Annotated in this window: 16 protein-coding genes; 13 read left to right on the top strand and 3 right to left on the bottom strand. The window is 70.3% G+C overall.

The annotated features are described in order from the left end of the window. The first annotated feature begins 6 nt into the window (after positions 1 to 6). From N7L95_RS10665 to ubiT, 6 genes are all read left to right on the top strand, one after another. Positions 7 to 849 carry a hypothetical protein gene (locus tag N7L95_RS10665; RefSeq protein ID WP_301259802.1) on the top strand — a complete coding sequence of 281 codons (843 nt, stop codon included), beginning with the start codon at positions 7 to 9 and terminating at the stop codon, positions 847 to 849. 124 nt (positions 850 to 973) lie between these two features. Continuing rightward, positions 974 to 2,206 carry an NAD(P)H-dependent flavin oxidoreductase gene (locus tag N7L95_RS10660; RefSeq protein WP_435870075.1) on the top strand — a complete coding sequence of 411 codons (1,233 nt, stop codon included), beginning with the start codon at positions 974 to 976 and terminating at the stop codon, positions 2,204 to 2,206. Positions 2,207 to 2,222: 16 nt separating this feature from the next. Beyond that, positions 2,223 to 3,476, top strand: coding sequence for an NnrS family protein (locus tag N7L95_RS10655; RefSeq protein WP_301259801.1), 1,254 nt, complete (start codon positions 2,223 to 2,225; stop codon positions 3,474 to 3,476). 143 nt (positions 3,477 to 3,619) lie between these two features. Further along, complete coding sequence (ubiU, locus tag N7L95_RS10650) at positions 3,620 to 4,663, top strand: ubiquinone anaerobic biosynthesis protein UbiU (protein ID WP_301259800.1); 1,044 nt, start codon at positions 3,620 to 3,622, stop codon at positions 4,661 to 4,663. A 19-nt stretch (positions 4,664 to 4,682) separates the two neighbouring features. Further along, a complete protein-coding gene (locus tag N7L95_RS10645; protein WP_301259799.1) occupies positions 4,683 to 5,624 on the top strand; it encodes a U32 family peptidase in 942 nt (313 codons plus the stop codon). Next, positions 5,621 to 6,085: a ubiquinone anaerobic biosynthesis accessory factor UbiT gene (gene ubiT, locus N7L95_RS10640; RefSeq protein WP_301259798.1), complete on the top strand. Its 465-nt coding sequence runs from the start codon at positions 5,621 to 5,623 to the stop codon at positions 6,083 to 6,085. Before N7L95_RS10645 ends, ubiT begins: the two co-directional genes overlap by 4 nt. 21 nt (positions 6,086 to 6,106) lie before the next feature. On the opposite strand, the gene N7L95_RS10635 is transcribed toward ubiT, so the two are convergent. Continuing rightward, positions 6,107 to 6,505 (bottom strand): putative zinc-binding protein, encoded by a 399-nt coding sequence (locus N7L95_RS10635; RefSeq protein ID WP_301259797.1) that lies wholly within the window; start codon positions 6,503 to 6,505, stop codon positions 6,107 to 6,109. 251 nt (positions 6,506 to 6,756) lie between these two features. On the opposite strand from N7L95_RS10635, the gene N7L95_RS10630 reads away from it, so the two are divergent. Continuing rightward, positions 6,757 to 9,657, top strand: coding sequence for an adenosylcobalamin-dependent ribonucleoside-diphosphate reductase (locus N7L95_RS10630; RefSeq protein ID WP_435870097.1), 2,901 nt, complete (start codon positions 6,757 to 6,759; stop codon positions 9,655 to 9,657). A gap of 30 nt (positions 9,658 to 9,687) precedes the next feature. Here N7L95_RS10630 and N7L95_RS10625 read toward each other — a convergent pair whose 3' ends face one another. After that, a complete protein-coding gene (locus N7L95_RS10625; protein ID WP_301259795.1) occupies positions 9,688 to 12,306 on the bottom strand; it encodes a bifunctional diguanylate cyclase/phosphodiesterase in 2,619 nt (872 codons plus the stop codon). Between the two features lie 384 nt (positions 12,307 to 12,690). On the opposite strand from N7L95_RS10625, the gene N7L95_RS10620 reads away from it, so the two are divergent. Further along, positions 12,691 to 14,211: a sigma-54 interaction domain-containing protein gene (locus N7L95_RS10620; protein ID WP_301259794.1), complete on the top strand. Its 1,521-nt coding sequence runs from the start codon at positions 12,691 to 12,693 to the stop codon at positions 14,209 to 14,211. A 30-nt stretch (positions 14,212 to 14,241) separates the two neighbouring features. Here N7L95_RS10620 and N7L95_RS10615 read toward each other — a convergent pair whose 3' ends face one another. Beyond that, positions 14,242 to 14,751, bottom strand: a complete 510-nt coding sequence (locus N7L95_RS10615) for a DUF2231 domain-containing protein (protein ID WP_301259793.1) — start codon at positions 14,749 to 14,751, stop codon at positions 14,242 to 14,244. Positions 14,752 to 15,269: 518 nt separating this feature from the next. On the opposite strand from N7L95_RS10615, the gene N7L95_RS10610 reads away from it, so the two are divergent. The 5 genes from N7L95_RS10610 to N7L95_RS10590 all read left to right on the top strand — a co-directional run bounded on the left by N7L95_RS10610 (position 15,270) and on the right by N7L95_RS10590 (position 20,863). Further along, positions 15,270 to 16,469, top strand: a complete 1,200-nt coding sequence (locus N7L95_RS10610; RefSeq protein WP_301259792.1) for a substrate-binding domain-containing protein — start codon at positions 15,270 to 15,272, stop codon at positions 16,467 to 16,469. A 176-nt stretch (positions 16,470 to 16,645) separates the two neighbouring features. Next, a complete protein-coding gene (locus N7L95_RS10605) occupies positions 16,646 to 18,100 on the top strand; it encodes an extracellular catalytic domain type 2 short-chain-length polyhydroxyalkanoate depolymerase (protein WP_301259791.1) in 1,455 nt (484 codons plus the stop codon). Between the two features lie 40 nt (positions 18,101 to 18,140). After that, a complete protein-coding gene (locus N7L95_RS10600; protein WP_301260120.1) occupies positions 18,141 to 18,896 on the top strand; it encodes an ABC transporter ATP-binding protein in 756 nt (251 codons plus the stop codon). Positions 18,897 to 19,053: 157 nt separating this feature from the next. Next, on the top strand, positions 19,054 to 19,806 hold the full coding sequence (locus N7L95_RS10595) for an ABC transporter ATP-binding protein (RefSeq protein WP_301259790.1): 753 nt from the start codon (positions 19,054 to 19,056) through the stop codon (positions 19,804 to 19,806). Positions 19,807 to 19,822: 16 nt separating this feature from the next. Continuing rightward, a complete protein-coding gene (locus tag N7L95_RS10590; RefSeq protein WP_301259789.1) occupies positions 19,823 to 20,863 on the top strand; it encodes a branched-chain amino acid ABC transporter permease in 1,041 nt (346 codons plus the stop codon). Position 20,864 lies beyond the last annotated feature (1 nt).

The following is a 20,864-nucleotide window of genomic DNA, read 5'->3' as shown; positions in this document are numbered from 1 at the left end:
ATGAAGATGAGCAGGACCGCAGCGACACCCACCCCGGCCGGCTGGCGCCGCCAGGCCCGGCCCCCACGCTTGAGCGCGACCTGGGCGGTGGCGGCACTGCTGGCGCTGCACGCCGCCGGGCCCGCCGCGGCGGCCCCGGCGGGCGCCGCCCAGCTGGTGCATGCCACGGCCGCAGGGCTGCCGGTGCTGGGCGAGCCCGCCGGCGAGGCCGGCGACTACCTCGCCCTGGCCTGCGACGACCAGGGCTGCGCCCTGGAGCGCAGCACGGTGGCGGTGGTGAAGTCACCGGCCCTCCGAGATGCCGAGGGCGAAGACCTCGGCCCCGGCTACCGGGTGCTGCTGAAGCACCCCAAGCCCGTGCTCGCGCTGCTGCGCGGGCTGCCGGGCCTGCAGGAAGGGCCGCTGCCCACCTGGCACCTGAACCGGCGCTTCCTGCGTTCGACGTCGAGCTTCGTGGACAGCGGCAAGCGGCTCTTCAAGGGATCGGTCAAGGTGCCAGGCCAGCCGCTGCTGCTGCAGGGGCACTGGGACAAGCCGGGCCACCAGCCGGGCGCAGCACCGGAGCAGCTGCGCTGGGAAGTGACCCATGGCGGATACGCCACCACCGTCTCGACCGTCGCGGTGGGCGGGCTGTTCGGCGCCGAGGGCATTCCCGGCGCGCAGGACTACCTGCTGTGGGTGGGCGACCTTGACCGCGACGGCCGGCCCGACCTGCTGGTGCGGCCACAGGAAGGCGCGGAGGGCAGCCTGCTGCAGCTGGACCTGCACCTCGGGCGAGACCGCCAGCCCGGCAAGGCCTGGAAGCCGGCCGCGAGCTATTTCTGGGCCGCGCCCGAAGGCATCAACTGAGCCAGGCCGCAGTGCCGGCGCGCTCGCGCTGGCGGGTGCCTGTCTGAATCCTCATTGCGCTACATCAAGGCCCTGCCCCTGGCAGGTCGTCAGCATGGCGGCAGCTTTACTGTGCCCGCTTGCCATGTCTTCGTCCCTGATGTCCGCCCCGTCCCGTTTCATCGATGCTGCGCTGCAGGCCCTGCTGCAGCGCAGCGGCCTGGCGCCGCTGAGCCTGGGCGGCCGCACGCTGCTGCCCATCGTGCAGGGCGGCATGGGGGTGGGCGTCTCGGCGCACCGGCTGGCGGGCAGCGTGGCCGCGCTGGGCGGCGTGGGCACCCTGTCGGCCGTGGACCTGCGCCGCCACCATCCCGACCTGATGGAGCAGACCCGCGGCCTCGGTACCGGCCAGGCGGCCAAGGATGCGATCAATGCCGCCAACCTGGAGGCGGTCGAGCGCGAGGTGAAGGCGGCGCGCGAGCGCTCGCAAGGCCGTGGCCTGATCGCCATGAACATCATGCGGGCGGTGAGCGACTATGCCGCCTATGTGCGGCGCTCGCTGGAAAGCGGTGTGGACGCCGTGGTGGTTGGTGCAGGCCTGCCGCTGGACCTGCCCGATCTGGCGCAGGACCATCCGCAGGCGCTGCTGGTGCCCATCCTGTCCGACGCACGGGGCGTGCAGCTGGTGGTGCGCAAGTGGGAGCGCCGCAAGCGCCTGCCGGACGCCATCGTCATCGAGCATCCGCGGCTGGCCGGCGGCCACCTGGGCGCGGCCAAGATCGCCGACCTGAACGACCCGCGCTTTGACTTCGAGCAGGCCATTCCCGCCTCGCTGGCCTTCCTGCGCAGCGCCGGCATCGAGCGGGAGATCCCGCTGGTGGCTGCCGGCGGCATCCGCAGCCACGAGGACATCCGCCGCGTGCAGGCACTGGGCGCAGCCGCGGTGCAGCTGGGCACGCCCTTCGCGGTCACCGAGGAAGGCGACGCGCATCCCGAGTTCAAGCGCGTGCTGGCCGAGGCACGCGACGAAGACCTGGTGGAGTTCACGAGCGTGGCCGGGCTGCCGGCGCGCGCGGTGGCCACGCCCTGGCTGAAGGCTTACCTGGCCATCGAGCAGAAGCTGCAGGCGGTGGCCCATGTGAAGGCCCGCTGCACCAAGGCCTTCGACTGCCTGGCGCAGTGCGGCCTGCGCGATGGCCTGCAGGGCTGGGGCCAGTTCTGCATCGACAACCAGCTGGCCGCCGCGCTGCGCGGCGACATCAAGAAGGGCTTGTTCTTCCGCGGCGCGGGGGCGCTGCCCTTCGGCTCGCAGATCCGCAGCGTGCGTGAGCTGCTGGAGCGCCTGTTGACGGCCGGCACGCCCGCGCAGCCCGCCTGAGCGCGGAGCCCCTGCGATGGCAGCCGCTGCCGGTCCCCTGCCGGCCCAGGCCCGCCCTGGCTGGCACCCGCGCTGGCTGCTCGCGTCACCGCACCGCCTGTGCTTCGCTGCCGGCTCGGCCATGCTGAGCGTGGCGGCGCTGTGGTGGCTGCTCGCCCTGGGCTGGCCATCGGCCTTGCCGGAGCGCTGGTACATCGCGCCCGGCCTGGCTCATGCGGTGCTGATGTGCTTCGGCTTCATGCCCTTGTTCTTCGCGGGCTTCCTGTTCAGCGCCGGGCCTCGCTGGCTGGCGCTGCCGGCACTGCGCGCGGCGGCCTTGCTGCCTGGCGTGCTGGCCTGCCTGCTGGGTTGGGCGGCCTTCCTGGCCGGGGTGCACCTGGCGGCGCCGCTGGCGGCGGCCGGCCTGGCCGGCGTGGCGCTGGCCTGGAGCCATTGGTCGCGGCGCTTCTGGCGGCTGCTGCGGTCCAGCACGCGGGCCGACCGCACCCACGCCCGGGTGATCGCCGCTGCCTGCAGCGTCGGCGGCGCGGCGCTGTGGGCGGTCAGCCTCGCCGTGGCACTCGGCTCGCCGGCCCTGGCCGAATCGGCCCTCGCGCTCGGGCTGTGGGGCTTCCTGGCGCCGGTCTACCTGGCCGTGCTGCACCGGCTGATCCCCTTCTTCACCACGCTGGCGGTGCCCTGGCTGGACGCCCGATGGCCGCGCTGGCTGTTGTGGAGCTGGCTGGCCCTGCTGGCGCTGCAGGCCCTGTTCGCACTCGGCCGGCAGGCCGGCTTGCCGGTGGCCGGGCCGGCGGTGCTGCTCGATGCGGCCGGCGGTGGCCTGCTGGTGGCGCTGGCGGTGCGGTGGAACCGGCTGCCCGGCGGCCGGCTGCGCCTGCCGCTGATGCTGCAGTCCGGCGTGTTGTGGCTGGGCCTCGGGTTGTGCCTGCAGGCGGGCTCCCTGCCGGTGGGGCACCTGCCGCCCGGCCGCCTGGGGCTCGCCCCGGCCGCGCTGCATGCGGTCACCATGGGCTTCTTCGGGTCGGTGTTGCTGGCCATGGTGAGCCGCATGGCCTGTGGCCTCGGTGGGCGCACCGTGGTGGCCGACGACCCGCTCTGGCTGTTGTTCAAGCTGCTGCAGCTGTCGGTGTTGCAGCGCCTGCTGGCCACCTGGGCCGGCCCGGCCTGGCTGCTTTGGGCAGCGGCGACCTGGGCGGTGGCGGTGTTCGCCTGGAGCATGCGCTACCTGCGCTGGTATGGCCGCCCGCGGGCCGACGGCCGGCCGGGCTGATGCTGCGCCGCAGGCCGGCGCTGCACGAGCCCACCGGCCCGGCCGGGGCGCGCGGGGCAGGTAGCGACGGCACCCGGCAGCCGCGCCGCCGGAGCTTGACCCCCCGCAATGCCGCCGGCCCGGGCGCTCACTACAGTCGCCGCATGCCAGAACAAGCCCCTCTCCGCGACACCGAGCGTGCGCCGCGCAAGCCGCAGCTGGTGTGCCCGGCCGGCTCCCTGCGTGCCCTGACCCTGGCGGTGGATGCCGGTGCCGACGCGGTCTACCTCGGCCTGAAGGACGCCACCAACGCACGCAACTTCGCCGGCCTGAACTTCGACCTTGGCCAGGCCCGCGAGGGCATCGCCCACGCCCACGCCCGCGGCGCCCATGTGCTGATGGCGCTCAACACCTTCGCCGATGCCCGCGAGCCCGAGCGCTGGTGGCGTGCGGTGGACCATGCTGCGGCCCTGGGCGCCGATGCCCTCATCTGCGCCGACGTGGCGGTGCTCGCCTATGCCCATCGCAAGCATCCGCAGCTGCGGCTGCACCTGTCGGTGCAGGCCTCCGCCACCACCTACGAGGCCATCGAGTTCTACCGCGAGCGCTATGCCATCCAGCGTGCCGTGCTGCCGCGGGTGCTGACGCTGTCGCAGGTGGGCCACCTGCTGCGCCACAGCAGCGTGGAGATCGAGGTGTTCGGCTTCGGCAGCCTGTGCGTGATGGTGGAAGGGCGCTGCGCCCTGTCCTCGTATGCCACCGGCCAGTCGCCCAACACGGCGGGCGTGTGCTCGCCCGCCTCGGCCGTGCGCTGGGAGGAGGGGCCGCAGGGTGTCGATGCCCGGCTCAACGGCGTGCTGATCGACGTCTACGCGCCGCACGAGCCGCGTGGCTACCCGACCCTGTGCAAGGGCCGTTTCGAGGTGGAAGGCCGGCGCGACTACGCCATCGAGGAGCCCACCAGCCTCAACACCCTGGCCGTGCTGCCCGAGTTGATGCGGCTTGGCGTGGCGGCCATCAAGATCGAAGGCCGCCAGCGCAGCCCGGCCTATGTGGAGCAGGTCACGCGGGTCTGGCGCGCGGCCATCGATCACTGTGCCAGCCAGCCCGGCCGCTTCAGCGTGCGTCCCGAATGGACCGCCACGCTGGGGCGTTTCGCCGAGGGCCAGCAGCACACCCTGGGGGCCTATGACCGGCCCTGGCGTTGATGAAGGCAGAAGCACCCCGATGACCCCGCGACAACAAGCCCCCCGTCTTTCCCTCACCGTCGGCCCGGTGCTGTACTACTGGCCGCGCAACAGCCTGGTGGCGTTCTATGCCGATATCGCCGATTCGCCGGCCGACACCGTGGTGCTCGGCGAGGTGGTCTGCTCGCGCCGCCACGAGATGAAGCCCGACGACTGGCTCGACCTGGCCCGCGACCTGCGCTCCGCTGGCAAGGAAGTGGTGCTGGCCAGCCAGGCCCTGCTCGAATCCGAGGCCGAGCTGCGGGCCACCCGCCGCCTCGCCGCGCAGGACGACTTCCTGGTCGAGGCCGGCGACGCCTCGGCCCTGCGCGCGCTGGCCGGCCGGCCCTTCGTGCTGGGGCCGCACATCAACATCTACAGCCACCCGGCCTTGCGCGAGTATGCCCAGCTGGGCGCGGTCCGCTGGGTCGCGCCGGTGGAGCTGTCGCTCGAGTCGCTGGCGCTCATCAATCCGCCCGGCGCACTGGCGGTGGAGACTGAGTGCTTCGGCTTCGGCCGCCTGCCGCTGGCCTTCTCGGCGCGCTGCTTCACCGCCCGGCACTACCGGCTGAGCAAGGACGAGTGCGCCTTCCGCTGCATCGAGCATCCCGACGGGCTGCTGCTGTCCAGCACCGAGGGCGAGCCCTTCCTGGCGCTCAACGGCATCCAGAGCCTGTCGGCGGCCCAGCACTGCCTGCTGGGCGACGGCCCGGCCCTGCGCGCGGCCGGCGTGACGCGCCTGCGGCTGTCGCCGTGTGCGCAGGGCTTCGGCCAGGTGCTGGACTGCTTCGACCGGGTGCTCAACCGTGGCGAGCCGCTCGCTCCCGCGCTGGAGACGCTCGACGCGCTGGCCTTGCCCGGCGGCCTGGTGAACGGCTATGCGCACCGGCGGCCCGGCCTCGAGTGGAGCCAGCGCACCGACCACGCGGAGGCTGCGCTGTGAGCGCCGCTTCGCTGCCCTCGGGCGCGGCCGGCCTGCCGGTGCCCCAGGTGGTGCGCCGCCTGGTGAGCCGGCTGCCGGTGCAGCCGCCCTCGCTGGTGCTGGCCGCGGCGCTGGACCGCCTGCTGCGCCCGCGGCTGCCTGCCGACGTGCTGCCGCTGTTGCAGGGGCGGGTGGTGGAGGTGGCGGTGACCGACCTCGGCCTGCGTTGCCGGGTGCTGCTGGCGCCGGGTGGCTTCCGGCCGGCTGCGGCCGGCGGCCCCTTCGTGCTGCGCATTGCCGCCAGCAGCACCAGCTACCTGCGCCTCCTGCGTGGCGAGGACGATGCCGACCGCCTGTTCTTCGAGCGCGCGCTGGTGATGGAGGGCGACACCGAGTACGGCCTGGTGCTGAAGAACACGCTGGACGCCATCGGGCCGCTGCTGGGCCCGCTGCCGCGCTGGTGGAGCGGCGCCGGCGGCTGAGCCGGCGGCCGGTCCTGCCGCTCAGGGGGCCGGCGCCGTCGCCAGGTTGGCCAGCCGGGCTTCCAGCGTGGCGTACAGCGCGTCGGCCTGCGCCGGGTCGAAGTCGGTGTGGTACTGCTTGCGCACGCCCTGGCGCCACAGCTCGACGTGCAGCGTGGGCTGCAGGCCACGCTGTGCCAGGCAACTGCGGGTGCAGGCGAGCACGCAGCCGTCCAGCGCGACGATGGGCCGTCCCTCGGCCGCTGCCTCGCGCGCCTTGCGCACCAGGCTGGGCACATCGCCGCCGATGCCGGCGATGCACGACATCTCGGCCCGGCCCGCGCGGTCGAGCCGCAGGGCCAGCGAGTTGCAAAGCTGGGCCGCGCTGGAGCAGCCCGAGCAGGCATAGACCAGGGGCAGGGCGTGGCGGTCGTCGGACATGTCGGTGCAGCGAGAGGGCAACGGTCGCCGAGCATCGCGCGCCGGAGGCCGCGGCGGGTTGCGCGAACGCAAGGGTGTGGCGGGCAGGCGCACCACCGTCAGGGACATCGGCGACCCTCCTTGCGGCAGGACAGGCACGAAGGTACACCTGTTCAGTGATGGCCGGGGCCGCCTGACCCAGGTCAACGGCCGCGGCGCCCCTGCCGCCTACGCTGCCGCCCCAGCACCACTCAGCCGCTTGCCACCTCATGATGCTCACCGACACCCCATCTTCCTCCACCACCACGCTGGCCCCGCAGCCCATCAGCGAAGAGGTGCTGATCGAGAAGTACGCCAAGGGCGGCGAACGCAGTGCCGACGAGGTGCGTGCCCGGGTCGCGCGCGCGCTGGCCGAAGCCGAGGCGCCCGAGGTGCGCGCCGAGTGGGAGCAGCGCTTCCTGCAGGCCCAGCAGCGTGGCTTCGTGCCGGCCGGTCGCATCAACTCGGCCGCCGGCACCGAGCTGAGCGCCACGCTCATCAACTGCTTCGTGCAGCCGGTGGGCGACTCCATCGCCCAGCACGAAGACGACCATCCCGGCATCTACACCGCGCTGACCGAAGCCGCCGAGACCATGCGCCGTGGCGGCGGCGTGGGCTACGACTTCTCGCGCATCCGCCCGCGCGGCGCCTGGGTCGGCAGCACTCAGTCCAGCGCCTCGGGGCCGGTGAGCTACATGCGGGTGTTCGACCGCTCCTGCGAGACGGTGGAGTCGGCCGGCTCGCGGCGCGGCGCCCAGATGGGCGTGCTGCGCTGCGACCACCCGGACATCGAGGAGTTCATCCATGCCAAGGACAGCGGCGACCTGCGCAACTTCAACATCTCCATCGGCGTCACCGATGCCTTCATGCAGGCTGTGCAGGCCGATGGCGATGTGGAGCTGCTGCACCGGGCCGAGCCCTCGGAGGCGCAGAAGGCCGCCGGTGCCTGGCTGCGCGGCGACGGCCTGTGGGTGTACCGCCGCGTGCGTGCCCGCGCGCTGTGGGACCAGGTCATGCGCTCCACCTACGACCATGCCGAGCCGGGCGTGCTGTTCCTCGACCGCATCAACGCGGACAACAACCTCAGCTACTGCGAGACCATCGCAAGCACCAACCCCTGCGCCGAGCAGCCGCTGCCACCCTATGGTTGCTGCTGCCTTGGCTCCATCGACCTGAGCCGCTTCGTGCAGCAGCCCTTCAGTGCCGAGGCGGCCTTCGACATGGCCGGCTTCGCCGAGGTGGCGCAGGTGGCGGTGCGCATGCTGGACAACGTGCTGGACGTGACGCACTGGCCGCTGCCGCAGCAGCAGGCCGAGGCCCGCAACAAGCGCCGGGTGGGCCTGGGCTTCACCGGCCTGGGCGACGCGCTGGTGATGCTGGGCCTGCGCTACGACAGCGAGCCGGCCCGCGCGATGGCCCGCCGCATCTCCGAGGCGATGCGCGACGCGGCCTACGAGGCTTCGGTGGCGCTGGCCCAGGAACGCGGGGCCTTCCCGCTCTTCAATGCCGACCTCTACCTGAGCCGCGGCACCTTCGCCTCGCGACTGCCGGCGGCGCTGAAGGAGCGCATCCGCAGCCATGGCCTGCGCAACTCGCACCTGCTGTCGATCGCGCCGACCGGCACCATCAGCCTGGCCTTCGCCGACAACGCCAGCAACGGCATCGAGCCCGCCTTCAGCTGGACCTACACGCGCAAGAAGCGCATGGCCGACGGCACCTTCAAGGAATATGCGGTGGAGGACCATGCCTGGCGCCTGTACCGCCACCTGCACGGCGGCGACGCACCGCTGACCGACGCCTTCGTCACCGCGCTGGAGATGAGTGCGCAAGCCCACCAGGAGATGGTGGCAGCGGTGGCGCCGTGCATCGACACCGCCATCTCCAAGACCGTCAACGTGCCGGCCGACTATCCGTATGCCGACTTCCAGGACCTGTACCTGCAGGCCTGGGCGTCGGGCCTCAAGGGGCTGGCCACCTATCGCCCGAATAGCGTGCTGGGCTCGGTGCTGAGCGTGGAGCCGGCGGCGCGGCCCGAGCCGCTGGGCAGCCAGGACCCCAATCGCCGGCTTGCACTGGAGCGGCTGCCAGCGCCGGTGCTGGCCTCACTGCGCTGGCCCGGCCGGCCCGACCTGCCGGCCGGCAACCCGGCCTGGAGCTACATGATCCGGCATGCCTTCGGCGACTTTGCGCTGTTCGTCGGCGAGCTGCCTGGCGAAGGCCCGCAGGCCGGCCGCATGCTGCCCTTCGAGGTCTGGGTCAACGGCGCCGAGCAGCCGCGCGGCCTGGGCGCGCTGGCCAAGACACTGTCGATGGACCTGCGCACCAACGACAGCGCCTGGCTGCGCCAGAAGCTCGATGTGCTGGCCACCGTGGCCGAGGAGCGCGCCTTCGACATGCCCTTCCCGCCGCACGGCGAGCTGCGCCGTTTCCCTGGCGTGGTGGCCGCGGTGGCGGCGGTGGTGCGCTGGCGTTGCGAGCAGCTGGGCGTGTGGCGCGACACCGGCGGCCCCGCCCCGGCCACGCCGGTGCTGGATGCGATGTTCAGCCGCGACGAGCCGCGCACCGGACCGTCCGGCACGCTGGCCTGGGCGGTGGACATCGACAACCCGGCCAGCGGCGAGAGCTTCACGCTCACGCTGAAGGAAATCACCCTGCCCGGTCCCGACGGCCAGCCGGTGACCCGGCCCTGCGGCATGGGGCTGTCCGGCAACTACCCGCGGGCACTCGACGGCCTGGCGCGGCTGCTGTCGCTCGACATGCGGGTGGTCGACCCGGCCTGGATCGGCATGAAGCTGCGCAAGCTGCTCAACTACGCGGAGCCGCTCGGCCACTTCCTGGCCTTCGTCCCCGGGCTGCCCCACGGCGAGCGCCGCCAGCAGGTGTGGCCGTCCACCGTGGCCTACCTGGCGCGGCTGGTGATCCATCGCTACGCGATGCTTGGCGTGCTGGACGAAGCGGGCTTCCCGGTGCGCGAGATGGGCATCCTGCAGGCCCCGCAGGCCGCCGTCGAGACCGGCGCCGGCACCCCGCCGCTGGCGGGCGCCGCCTGCCCGGAATGCGGTAACGCCACCGTCATCCACAAGGACGGCTGCGACTTCTGCACCGCCTGCGGCTACACCGGCAGCTGCGGCTGAGGCCACGGCCGGGGCGGGCGCCCCGGCGGCTCAGGCCAGCGCCGCTTCCGGCACCGCGGCGCTGGCGGCGGCCACCGGCTGCGCGGGCCGCTGCCGGAGCAGCAGCGGCGCCAGCTCTCCGGCCGGGCGGGCGCGACTGAACAGCCAGCCCTGGTACTGCTCGCAACCCACGTCGTCGAGGAAGGCCAGCTGCTCCTGGGTTTCCACGCCCTCGGCAACCACGGTGAGCCCCAGGCTGTGGGCCAGGCTGACGGTGGCGCGCACGATGGCGGCGTCGCCGGCGCTGTGGCACATGTCGTCGACGAAGGCCCGGTCGATCTTGAGCTTGTGCAGCTTGAAGGTGGTGAGCCGGCTGAGCGAGGAATAGCCGGTGCCGAAGTCGTCGATGGCCAGGCTCACGCCCAGGGCGGCGAGCTGGGCGAGCACGGCTGCGGCGGTCTGCGGATCCTGCATCACCGCGGTCTCGGTCAGCTCCAGCTCCAGCAGTTCGGGGGGCGCCCCGGCGTCGCGCAGCGCGGCGCTGACGCGCTCCACCAGGTCGTTGAGCCGGAACTGGTGGGCCGACAGGTTCACGCTGACCAGCACGGGGGTGCCGGCGGCACACCAGGCCGCCACCTGGCGGCAGGCCTCGCGCAGCACCCATTCGCCGAGCGGCAGGATCAGGCCGCTGGCCTCGGCCACCGGGATGAAGCGGGCCGGGCTGATGGGGCCCAGCGTGGGATGGGTCCAGCGCAGCAGGGCCTCGACGCCGAGCACCGCGCCGCTGGCCACGCTCACCTGCGGCTGGTAGTGCAGCTCCAGCTGCCCCAGCTCGATGGCCCGGGCCAGCCGCTGGCGCAGCAGCAGGTCGTCGTCCAGCCGCGCCTGCATGTCGTCGGAAAACACCCGATAGCTGCCGCGCGCATGTGCCTTGGCCTGGTACATCGCGATGTCGGCCTGCCGCAGCAGGGTGCCGTCGTCCTTGTCGGCGCCGTCGGCCGCCCACGCGATCCCCACCGACACGCCACCCGCCAGCTCGTAGCCGTCCACCGCCACCGGCGGCGCCAGCATCGCCAGCACCCGGCGCGCGGTGGCTTCGGCCTGTGCCAGGCCTTCGGCCGCGGGCAGCAGCAGCACGAACTCGTCGCCGCCCAGGCGCGCGGCCATCTCGCCGTCGCGGGCGGCCGCCTGCAGGCGGCGCGCGGTCTCCACCAGGAAGGCGTCGCCCACATGGTGGCCCAGGCTGTCGTTGATGTTCTTGAAGTTGTCGAGGTCGAGCAACAGCAGTGCGACGCCGCGGCCGTCCTGACGCGGTGCGGCCAGCGCCTCCTCGATGCGCTGGTGCAGCACCGTGCGGTTGGGCAGGTCGGTCAGCGCATCGTGGCCGGCCTGATGGCGCAATGCCGACTCGAGCCGCCGCCGGTCGGCCGCGTCGCGCACGAAAGCCAGGTACTGCGTGCCGCGGGCGCCGCGCACGACGCTCAGGCTGATGTCCACCGGCAGTTCCCGCCCGTCCTTGTGCTGGCCCACCAGGTTGGGCAGGTTCTGCATCGGCCGCGGCGTTGGGTGCGTGGCATAGGCGCTGCGGCGTTCCGCATGCGCGCGGCGCAAGGCCTGGGGCAGCAGTGTCTCGACCGGCTGGCCCAGCAGCTCGCTGCGGTCGTGGCCGAACAGCTGCTCCAGCGCCTGGTTGCCCAGCAGGATGCGGCCGTCGGCATCCGCCACCACGATCGCATCGGGCGCCGCTTCAAGCAGCTGCAGGTAGTGCTGCCGGCTTTCGTCCAGCTCGGCCTTGGCCTGGTGCAGACGCTGGATGGGGGCCTGCACGCTCTCGACGAACATGCCGCGGTAGAGGAAGAAGTAGCCGGCGATCTTGTACAGGTGGCCAAGCACGGCCGACAGGTCGGCACCCGGCGCATCGGCCAGGAAGAACAGCTGGCTGGCCAGCATCAGCCAGCAGGCCAGCGCGATGGTCGGCCGCTGCTGCCGGGTGTCGCCCGGCGCCTGGCGGCCCAGGCCGAACAGCGCCGCCACGATCAACAGGATGGACGTCGCCTCCACCGCCGACTCGATGCGTGAGGGGCCGTCGGCGGCACCCAGCAAGGCGGCCAGCGCCTCGGCCTGGGTGATGCCCAGCCACCAGCACAACCCGGCCCAGCCGAGCGCCACCGCCAGCACCAGGTGGCGATGCGCAATCAGGCATTCGCCGCGGCGCGGCAGCAGCACGTAGCACAGCACGGCGAGCGACAGCGTCATCCGCTCCGACAGCCAGAACGCCACGGTCTTGCCCGGCCCGTTGGGCGTGATGAAGTCGCTCATCCCCGGGTGGGACAGCAGGTGCGCGAAGTCGATCAAGCCCACCGCCAGGAAGGCACAGGCGAGCAGGACGGAGGCGCCGCGATGGTGGCCGTCGTGCACATGCCAGCCAGTGACGAAGATCATCATCGCCACCAGCACCGCAAAGCCTTCGGCCAGGCTGTGGAAGGGCAGGTAGCCGCTCGTCGACACGGGCAGCAGGCCCTGGCCGCCGAACTGCCACAGCAACAGCGGCAGGGCGAGCAGCACGCCCCAGGCGCCCCCCTGGAGCAGCCGGGCATCGAGGCGGCTTTCCGGCGCGTCGAGCGGCCGGGTCAAGATCAGGTTCTGCAGCCACTGGACGGCGTAGGGCATCGGCATCTTTCAAAGGGCAGGGCAGCCGACCCGGGGCACCGGCCGGTCACCATTGCGAGAGCCGCCGTGGCGGATACCTCGATATCGACGCCTTGCAGGAAAACCTGAATTGACCGTCTCGATCGCCGCGATAGGGGCCGTGCCCCACAAGCGAGGGATGGTTGCCGCCGTGGCATCGCGCCACCATGTGTGGGTACACGCTATCAAGGAGCGCGCTGCCATGCCTGTGACCCTCTCCACCTGCGGCCGCCGCCGGCCGCTGCCGCTTCGGCCGCTTGCCGGCGGGCGGCACGGCCGGCTGTGTTCGCCAGCGCACCGGGCGCGGCCTGGGCCGCTTCTACGGGCTCGATGTTGCACGGCATGGCCACGCAGTACCATCGCGGCGTGAGCCCCACCCTTTCTTCGCTGGACGAAGTGGTCCAGACCATCGACCTGCCGCGCGACGCCCGAAGCGTGCTGGAGCTCACTGCGCGCTCGATGTTCCAGCTCTTCGCCGAGACCGCCGAGGGCATGATGGTGGTCGACCGCTTCGGCCGCGTGGTGTGGATCAGCGAGGGCTACAAGCAGTTCCTGCCGGGGCTCGGCTTTGCGAATGAGTCGGATTTCGTCGGCCACTCGGTGGAGGAGGTCGTGCCCAACACGCTGATGCGCGAAGTCATCGAGACCGGCCGCCCGGTGTTGGTGGACCTCCTCACCAACAAGGCCGGCACCTTCCTGGTCAGCCGCATCCCGCTGCGGGACCCGGCCGGCCAGGTCATCGGCGCGCTGGGCCTCGTGCTGATGGCCCACCCGGAAAGCACGATGCAGCCGCTGATCCGCAAGTTCGCCCGCCTGCAGGGCGAACTGGACGACGCCCGCAAGCAGCTGGCGGAGCAGCGCCGACCCAAGTACACCTTCGCCAGCTTCATCGGGAACAGCCCGCAGGTGATGGAGGTGAAGCGCCAGGCCCGCCGCGTCGCGCAGACCGATGCTTCCGTGCTGCTGCTCGGCGAGACCGGCACCGGCAAGGAATTGCTGGCGCATGCCATCCATGCCGCTTCATCGCGGGCTGGCCGGCCCTTCATCGGCGTGAATATCGCGGCCGTGCCCGAGACCTTGCTGGAAGCCGAGTTCTTCGGCGTGGCGCCGGGCGCCTACACCGGCGCAGACAAGCGCAACCGGGACGGCAAGTTCAAGCTGGCGGATGGCGGCACCCTGTTCCTGGACGAGATCGGCGACATGCCGGGGCCCCTGCAGGCCAAGCTGCTGCGCGCGCTACAGGAGCAGGAGATCGAGCCGCTCGGCTCCAACCAGGTCATCAAGGTCGACGTGCGCGTGATTGCCGCCACCAGCCGGGACCTCAGCCAGCTGGTGGCCGACGGCCGCTTCCGCGAGGACTTGTACTACCGCCTCAATGTCGTGCCGATTCGCCTGCCGGCCCTGCGGGAGCGGCTGGGCGACCTTGAAGCGCTGGTGGAGGCGCTCGAGAACGACGTGGCACGCCGCAGCGGCATGCCGCACCGCGAGGTCACGCCCGAAGCGTTCGAGGTGCTGCGCCGCCACCACTGGCGCGGCAACATCCGTGAGCTTCGCAACGTGCTTGAGCAGGTGACGATGCTGTGCGACGACCTGCGCCTCGGAGCTCAGCACTTCAGGCGGGTGCTGCCCCACGAGCCGGAGGCCCTGCCGTCCAGCGCCGCCAACGACGCACCCCTTGGGCCGGCCAAGCAGGGCGGCAGCCGCCTGCTGCCGGCCGCCGAGCACATCCGCCCGCTGCCGGAGGCGATCGCCGAACTGGAGCGCCGCTCCATCGAAGCCGCCCTGCTTGCCACCGGCGGCAACAAGCTAGCGGCGGCGCGCCTGCTCGGCATCTCGCGCGCGACGCTCTACGAGAAGCTGAACACGCGCGGGTTCACGAAGACCTGAGCGCGGGCCAGCCGTGCGGCCCCGCCGGCTTCAACGCTGCCTGGCGTAAGGAGCCTCGCCGCGGTGGTGGCGGGTGTCCAGCGAACTGGGCGCATCCAGTCCGGCGTTGTCGGAGATCCCCACGCCCAGCCGGTCCACCAGCTCGCCACCCAGCCAGCCGGTCACCATGGCCAGCGCTGCGCCGGCAAAGGACAACAGGAAGGCGAGCAGGGACGGCGCACCGGGTGGCTCCGGACGCAGCAGCCAGCTGCCGAGGAAAAGCAGGGCCACCACCATGTTGCCGCCGCCGTGCAGCGCGCCGATGCGCTTGGCCCGGGTGCCGGGCGGAATGGCCAGCCAGTCCCGCGTGCCAAAGGGGGCAGCGACGACAGCGCCGACCAGCCCGGCGGCCACCAGCCAGTACGCCACGGCCGCCATGGTCGGGTCGCTGTTGGCCAGGTAGATCAAGTCAAAGATCACGGCCGTCGACAACAGGCCGAGGGGAAAGACCACCAGCACCTGATGCACCGGATGGCCCAGCAGTTTCGCGCGACTTTCCATGACGGTGTCCTTTCTTGTGGAGCGCGGCACCGGCCGGTCTGGCCTGCAGCCGCTCCTCAAGGATCAGCAAGCGCCACGCCCGCGATCGGGCCTTTTGGGCAGTGCCCGATTCGCATACAGCCGCGTGCCGCGAGCTCCGCACGAATGCACTTGCAATCGGGCCGGAGAAGGATCACAGGTGCTTGCGACGCCGAAATTCGGCCGAATCACGCGCGAGCCTTTCGCCCGTTGGCGGGTTGGGCGGTACAGCGGCCCGGAGAAGTGCCTGAACGCAAGACAGTTGTCTGAAGTTCAGGCACTTCCTTCGGGTTAACGCTGTGAGGATGCTGGTCAATACGACAGCCGTATTAACCCTGAGGGTTGAGGAAAAACGTAACGTTTTCAGTGGTTTGCCGACCCCCGACCCCCTTGGCACAGACCTTGCGGAACAAGGTCCGCTGCTCGGAGCGGCAGGGGCGGCCCACCCAGCCCCGTCGGGGGTCCAACCGGACCCCTTTCAAAACCATAGGAGACAACAGATGAGCTTCCGTGATGCACGCCGCACAGTGCTGGCCGGCCTGACCGCCCTGCTGCTCTGTGCCGTCGGCCCTGCCGTGGCCCAGGGCAAGGACCTGAAGGTGGCCCACATCTACAGCAAGACCGGTCCGCTGGAAGCTTACGGCAAGCAGTCCGCCGCCGGTTTCCTGATGGGCCTGGACTACGCCACCCGCGGCACCATGACGGTGGCCGGCCGCAAGATCGTCGTGATCGAGAAGGACGACCAGGGCCGTCCCGACGTTGGCAAGTCGCTGTTGGCGGCGGCCTATGCCGACGACAAGGTCGACCTTGCCGTGGGGCCGACGTCTTCCGGTGTGGCCCTGGCCATGCTGCCGGTGGCCGAGGAATACCAGAAGCTGCTGCTGGTCGAGCCGGCGGTGGCCGACTCCATCACCGGCGAGAAATGGAACAAGTACGTCTTTCGTACCAGCCGCAACAGCTCGCAGGATGCCATCTCGAATGCGGTGGCCCTCGACCGAGACGGCACCGTGATCGCCACCCTCGCGCAGGACTACGCCTTTGGCCGGGACGGCGTGGCTGCCTTCAAGGGGGCGCTCAAGCGGGCCAAGGTGGTCCACGAGGAATACCTGCCGACCAACACCACCGACTTCACCGCCGGCGCCCAGCGGCTGTTCGACAAGCTGAAGGACCAACCGGGCCGCAAGGTCATCTTCATCATCTGGGCCGGGGCCGGCAACCCGTTCAAGATCGCCGATCTCGACCCCAAGCGCTACGGCATCGAGATCGCCACCGGCGGCAACATCCTGCCGGCCATGACGGCCTTCAAGCAGCTGGCCGGGATGGAAGGCGCCACCTACTACTACTTCGGCATTCCGAAGAACCCGGTCAACGACTGGCTGGTCTCGAACCACTACAACAAGTTCAAGTCGCCGCCCGATTTCTTCACGGCCGGTGGCATGTCGGCAGCTATTGCGCTGGTGGAAGCCCTCAAGAAGACCGGTGGCGATAGCAGCTCCGACAAGCTGATCAAGGCCATGGAAGGCATGAGCTTCGAGACGCCCAAGGGCCGCATGAGCTTCCGCGCCGAGGACCACCAGGCCATGCAGTCGATGTACCACTTCCGCATCAAGTCCGACCCGGCTTTTGCCTGGGGCGTGCCCGAGCTGGTGCGCGAGATCAAACCCGAAGAAATGCAGGTGCCCATCCGCAACAAGCGCTGAGCACTGCCGCAGACCGGGCGCCCTGGCAAGGCGCTGTCCCTGATCGACCCGGAGCAACAAGCCGGGCTTCCCAAGCAGATGAGCTGTACCAGCCTCCCCAGCGGGGGGCTGTGATTGAACTCACCCTGAACGGAAACAAAGGGAGGGTCTTGGCCCTCACCAGATAGGAGACATACATGGGCTTGCATCGTGTGCAGTGCTTCAACTTCAACAAATCCTTGGTCCCTGCGGCAGCGCTGCTGCTCGCTGGATCTCTACAGGCGGCACCGCTGCCGCAATTGTCGATCGACCCTGCCCAGGTGGCGGTGTCGGGCTTGTCGTCGGGGGGGTTCATGGCGGTGCAACTGCACATCGCCTACTCGTCGACCTTCAAGCGAGGCGCCGGCGTCGTGGCGGGCGGACCCTTCTATTGCGCCCAGGGCAGCGTGCTCGATGCGACGGGTCGGTGCATGACCCATTCCACCGGCATTCCTGTCTCGTCGCTGGCCGACCTGACGCGGGACTGGGCGGCCAAGGGCTGGGTCGATCCAGTGGAGAACCTGGCGACCTCCAAGGTCTACATGTTCTCCGGCACCTTGGACAGCGCCGTGCGCACGGCCGTGATGAACGACCTGCTCAGCTACTACAAGACCTTCGTGCCGGCGCAGAACATCGCCTATCGCAAGGACGTCCAGGCCGAGCATTCCTTTGTCACCGATGACTACGGCAACGATTGTTCGACCAAGGCGTCCCCCTACATCAGCGACTGCAACTTCGACCTGGCCGGCCAGATCCTGCAGCAGCTGCATGGTCCCCTCAACCGCCGCAACGACGGCACGCTGAGCGGCACCTTCATCGAATTCGACCAGACGGCGTTCGTCACGGGCCATGCAATGGCGAACACCGGCTGGGCCTATGTGCCGCAGAGCTGCAGCCGTGGCACCCGCTGCAAACTGCATGTGGTGCTGCACGGCTGCTTGCAGAACACCGCGACGGTGGGGCAGCAGTACGTGCGCAACACCGGCTACAACCGCTGGGCCGACACCAACAACATCGTGCTGATCTACCCGCAGACCAGCATCCTGGCCACCAATGGTTGCTGGGACTGGTGGGGCTATGACAGCCCCGACTACGCCAAGAAGTCGGGCCCGCAGATGAAGGCCATCAAGGCCATGGTAGATCGGGTCAGCGCGGGAGCGCCCCCTGCCTCGCTGCCGGCACCGACCGGCGTGAGCACCTCGGCCGCGACCAACAGCAGCATGAAGATCTCCTGGTCGGCGGTGACCGGGGCCGAAGGCTACAACGTCTATCGCGGTGGCAGCCGCGTCAACGGCAGCCTGGTGAAGGGCACCGAGCATGTCGACACCGGCTTGTCGCCCGGCACCAGCTACCAGTGGACGGTCCGCTCGGTCGACGACAAGGGCGGAGAGAGCGAGCCGTCCAGCGTCGCCACCGGCAAGACCACTGGCGCCACCGCGAGCTGCACCACGGCCAGCAACTACGCCCATGTGGCGGCCGGCCGGGCCTACCAGGAGTTCGGCCTGGCCTATGCCAAGGGCTCGAAGCAGAACCTCGGGCTTTGGAGCATGTTCAGCAACACCACCCTCAAGCAGACCGCCCCGGACTACTACGTCCTGGGCAGCTGCTCCTGAGTCGATCTAGCGCAGTGAAAGGGAAACATCGATGAGCGCGATGCTCGAAACCCGGGATCTGACCATCCGCTTCGGCGGACATGTAGCGGTCGATCGCGTCAGTTGTACCTTCCAGCCCGGTACGCTGACCGCCATCGTCGGTCCCAACGGAGCCGGCAAGACGACTTACTTCAACCTCATCTCAGGCCAGCTCAAGGCGAGCAGTGGCTCGGTCTGGCTCGATGGGGAAGACATCACCGCCTTGCCTGCGGCGCTGCGGACCCGGCGCGGGCTGGGTCGGGCCTTCCAGCTCACGCAATTGTTTCCCAAGCTCTCGGTGCTCGAGAACGTGCGCCTGGCAGTGCAGTCCCGCCACGGCGGCGGGCTGCGCTTCCTCAGCGTCTGGCTGGACCATCGTGCCCTGATCGACGAGGCGCGGGCCGTGCTCGACACGGTGCGCCTTGCCGACAAGGCGGACGCGGAGGCCGCCAGCCTGCCCCATGGCGACCAGCGCAAGCTGGAGGTGGCGCTGATGATGGCGCTCGATCCCAAGGTCTATATGTTCGACGAGCCCACCGCCGGCATGAGCGTGGACGAAGTGCCGGTGGTGCTCGACCTGATCCGTGCACTGAAGCAGCGCCGCGACCGCACCATCCTGCTGGTCGAACACAAGATGGACGTGGTGCGCGAACTGGCCGACCGCGTCATCGTGTTGCACAACGGGCAGCTGCTGGCCGACGGCGAGCCGTCGCTGGTGATGGCGCTGCCGGTGGTGCAGAACGCCTACATGGGCAGCGTGCTGGAGACCGCCGCATGAGTGTGCAGCTGTTGAGCCCCGGTCGCTGCCGGCCGGCCGATCCCTTGCTTGTCCCGGGCCGTGCCGCTCATGGCCGGCCCGTCCTTGCCGACAGCACGGCAGGCGGCGTGTGCCGTCGCCGCCGCAACGCCCGACCGCACTCTGCCTGAGGACCGCCATGAGCCATCCCCCCCTGCTTTGCCTCGAAGCCGTGCACACCCATATTGACGCCTACCACATCCTCCACGGCGTGGACTTCGAGGTGCCGCGTGGCGAAGTCACCATGCTGCTCGGCCGCAACGGAGCCGGCAAGAGCACGACGCTCAGGACCATCATGGGTCTCTGGCAGGCCAGCCAGGGCCGCATCGTCTTCGACAGCCACGTCATCGCCGGCAGCGGGCGCCGCAGCGCCACACCGGACATCGCGCAGCGCGGCATCGCCTATGTGCCGGAGACGATGGGCATCTTCGCCGACCTGTCGGTCAAGGAGAACCTGCTGCTGGCTGCCCGGCACGCCCGCCACATCGACGACGTCGACACCCACCGGCTGGAGTGGATCTTCAGCTTCTTCCCGGCCCTCAGGAAATTCTGGCTCTACCCGGCCGGCAAGCTGTCGGGCGGGCAGAAGCAGATGCTCGCGGTGGCGCGCGCCATCGTCGAGCCACGCAAGCTGCTGCTGATCGACGAGCCGAGCAAGGGGCTTGCTCCGGCCATCGTGCAGAACCTGATTGCGGTCCTGCGTGAACTAAAGCGAACCGCCACCACCATCCTGCTGGTCGAGCAGAACTTTGCGATGGCCAAGGCGCTGGGTGACACGGTGGCCGTGATGGACGACGGCCGTGTGGTCCACCGTGGCCCGATGGCCGCGCTGGTCGAAGACCTGGGCTTGCAGCAGCGCCTCCTGGGCCTGTCCCTGCAGGCGCATCAATGACTTGAGGGAAGCACGTATGAACACTGCCACGGTCTCCACCTCCACCCCGCTGAACGCCGCAGGCGCCGGTGCGGTGCCGCGCAGCCGCTTCGATGCTGCGCCCCTGCTGCTGGTCGCGGTGCTCGCCGCACTGGCATTGCCCATGGTCGGCTCGGTGCCCACCTGGCTCACCCTGACGGTCGCCGGCCTGGCGATGGGCATGATCGTCTTCATCATCGCGTCCGGGCTGACACTGGTCTTCGGGCTGATGGACGTCCTCAACTTCGGGCACGGCGTCTTCATCGCGCTGGGGGCCTTCGTCGCCACCAGCGTGCTCGGCAGCATGGCCGGCTGGACGTCGGCCGATTCACTGCTGCTCAACCTGGGTGCCGTCTTCCTCGCCATGCTGGTGGCGATGTCGGTGGCCGGTGCGGTCGGCTTTGCCTTCGAGCGCATCGTGGTGCGGCCGGTCTACGGGCATCACCTCAAGCAGATCCTGATCACGATGGGCGGCATGATCATCGGCGAGGAGATCATCAAGCTGATCTGGGGCCCCCAGCAGATTCCGCTTGCCTTGCCAGAGGCCCTGCGCGGCTCCCTGGTGCTGGGCGACACGGCCTTCGAGAAGTACCGCCTGCTGGCGGTGGCGCTCGGGCTGCTGGTGCTGGCGGCCATGCTCTACGTGCTCAACAGCACCAAGATCGGTCTGCTGGTGCGTGCCGGCGTGCAGGACCGCGAGATGGTCGAAAGCCTCGGCTACCGCATCCGGCGTCTCTTCGTCGGCGTGTTCGTGGTCGGTTCGGCGCTGGCCGGGCTGGGTGGCGTGATGTGGGGGCTGTACCAGCAGATGGTGGTGCCGCAGATCGGCGCCCAGGTCAATGTGCTGCTCTTCATCGTCATCATCATCGGCGGGCTGGGCTCGACCTTCGGTTGTTTTGTCGGGGCGGTGCTGGTCGGGCTGATGGCCAACTACACCGGCTTCCTGTTTCCCAAGATCGCCCTGTTCTCGAACATCGGCCTGATGGTGCTGATCTTGCTGTGGCGGCCGCAAGGCCTGTATCCGGTCACCAACCGCTGAG

Origin of the sequence: Eleftheria terrae (assembly GCF_030419005.1) — a bacterium.
GTDB lineage: Bacteria > Pseudomonadota > Gammaproteobacteria > Burkholderiales > Burkholderiaceae_C > Caldimonas > Caldimonas terrae.
Note: the sequence above shows the minus strand (reverse complement) of the source record. Positions and strands in the feature narration are given on the sequence as shown.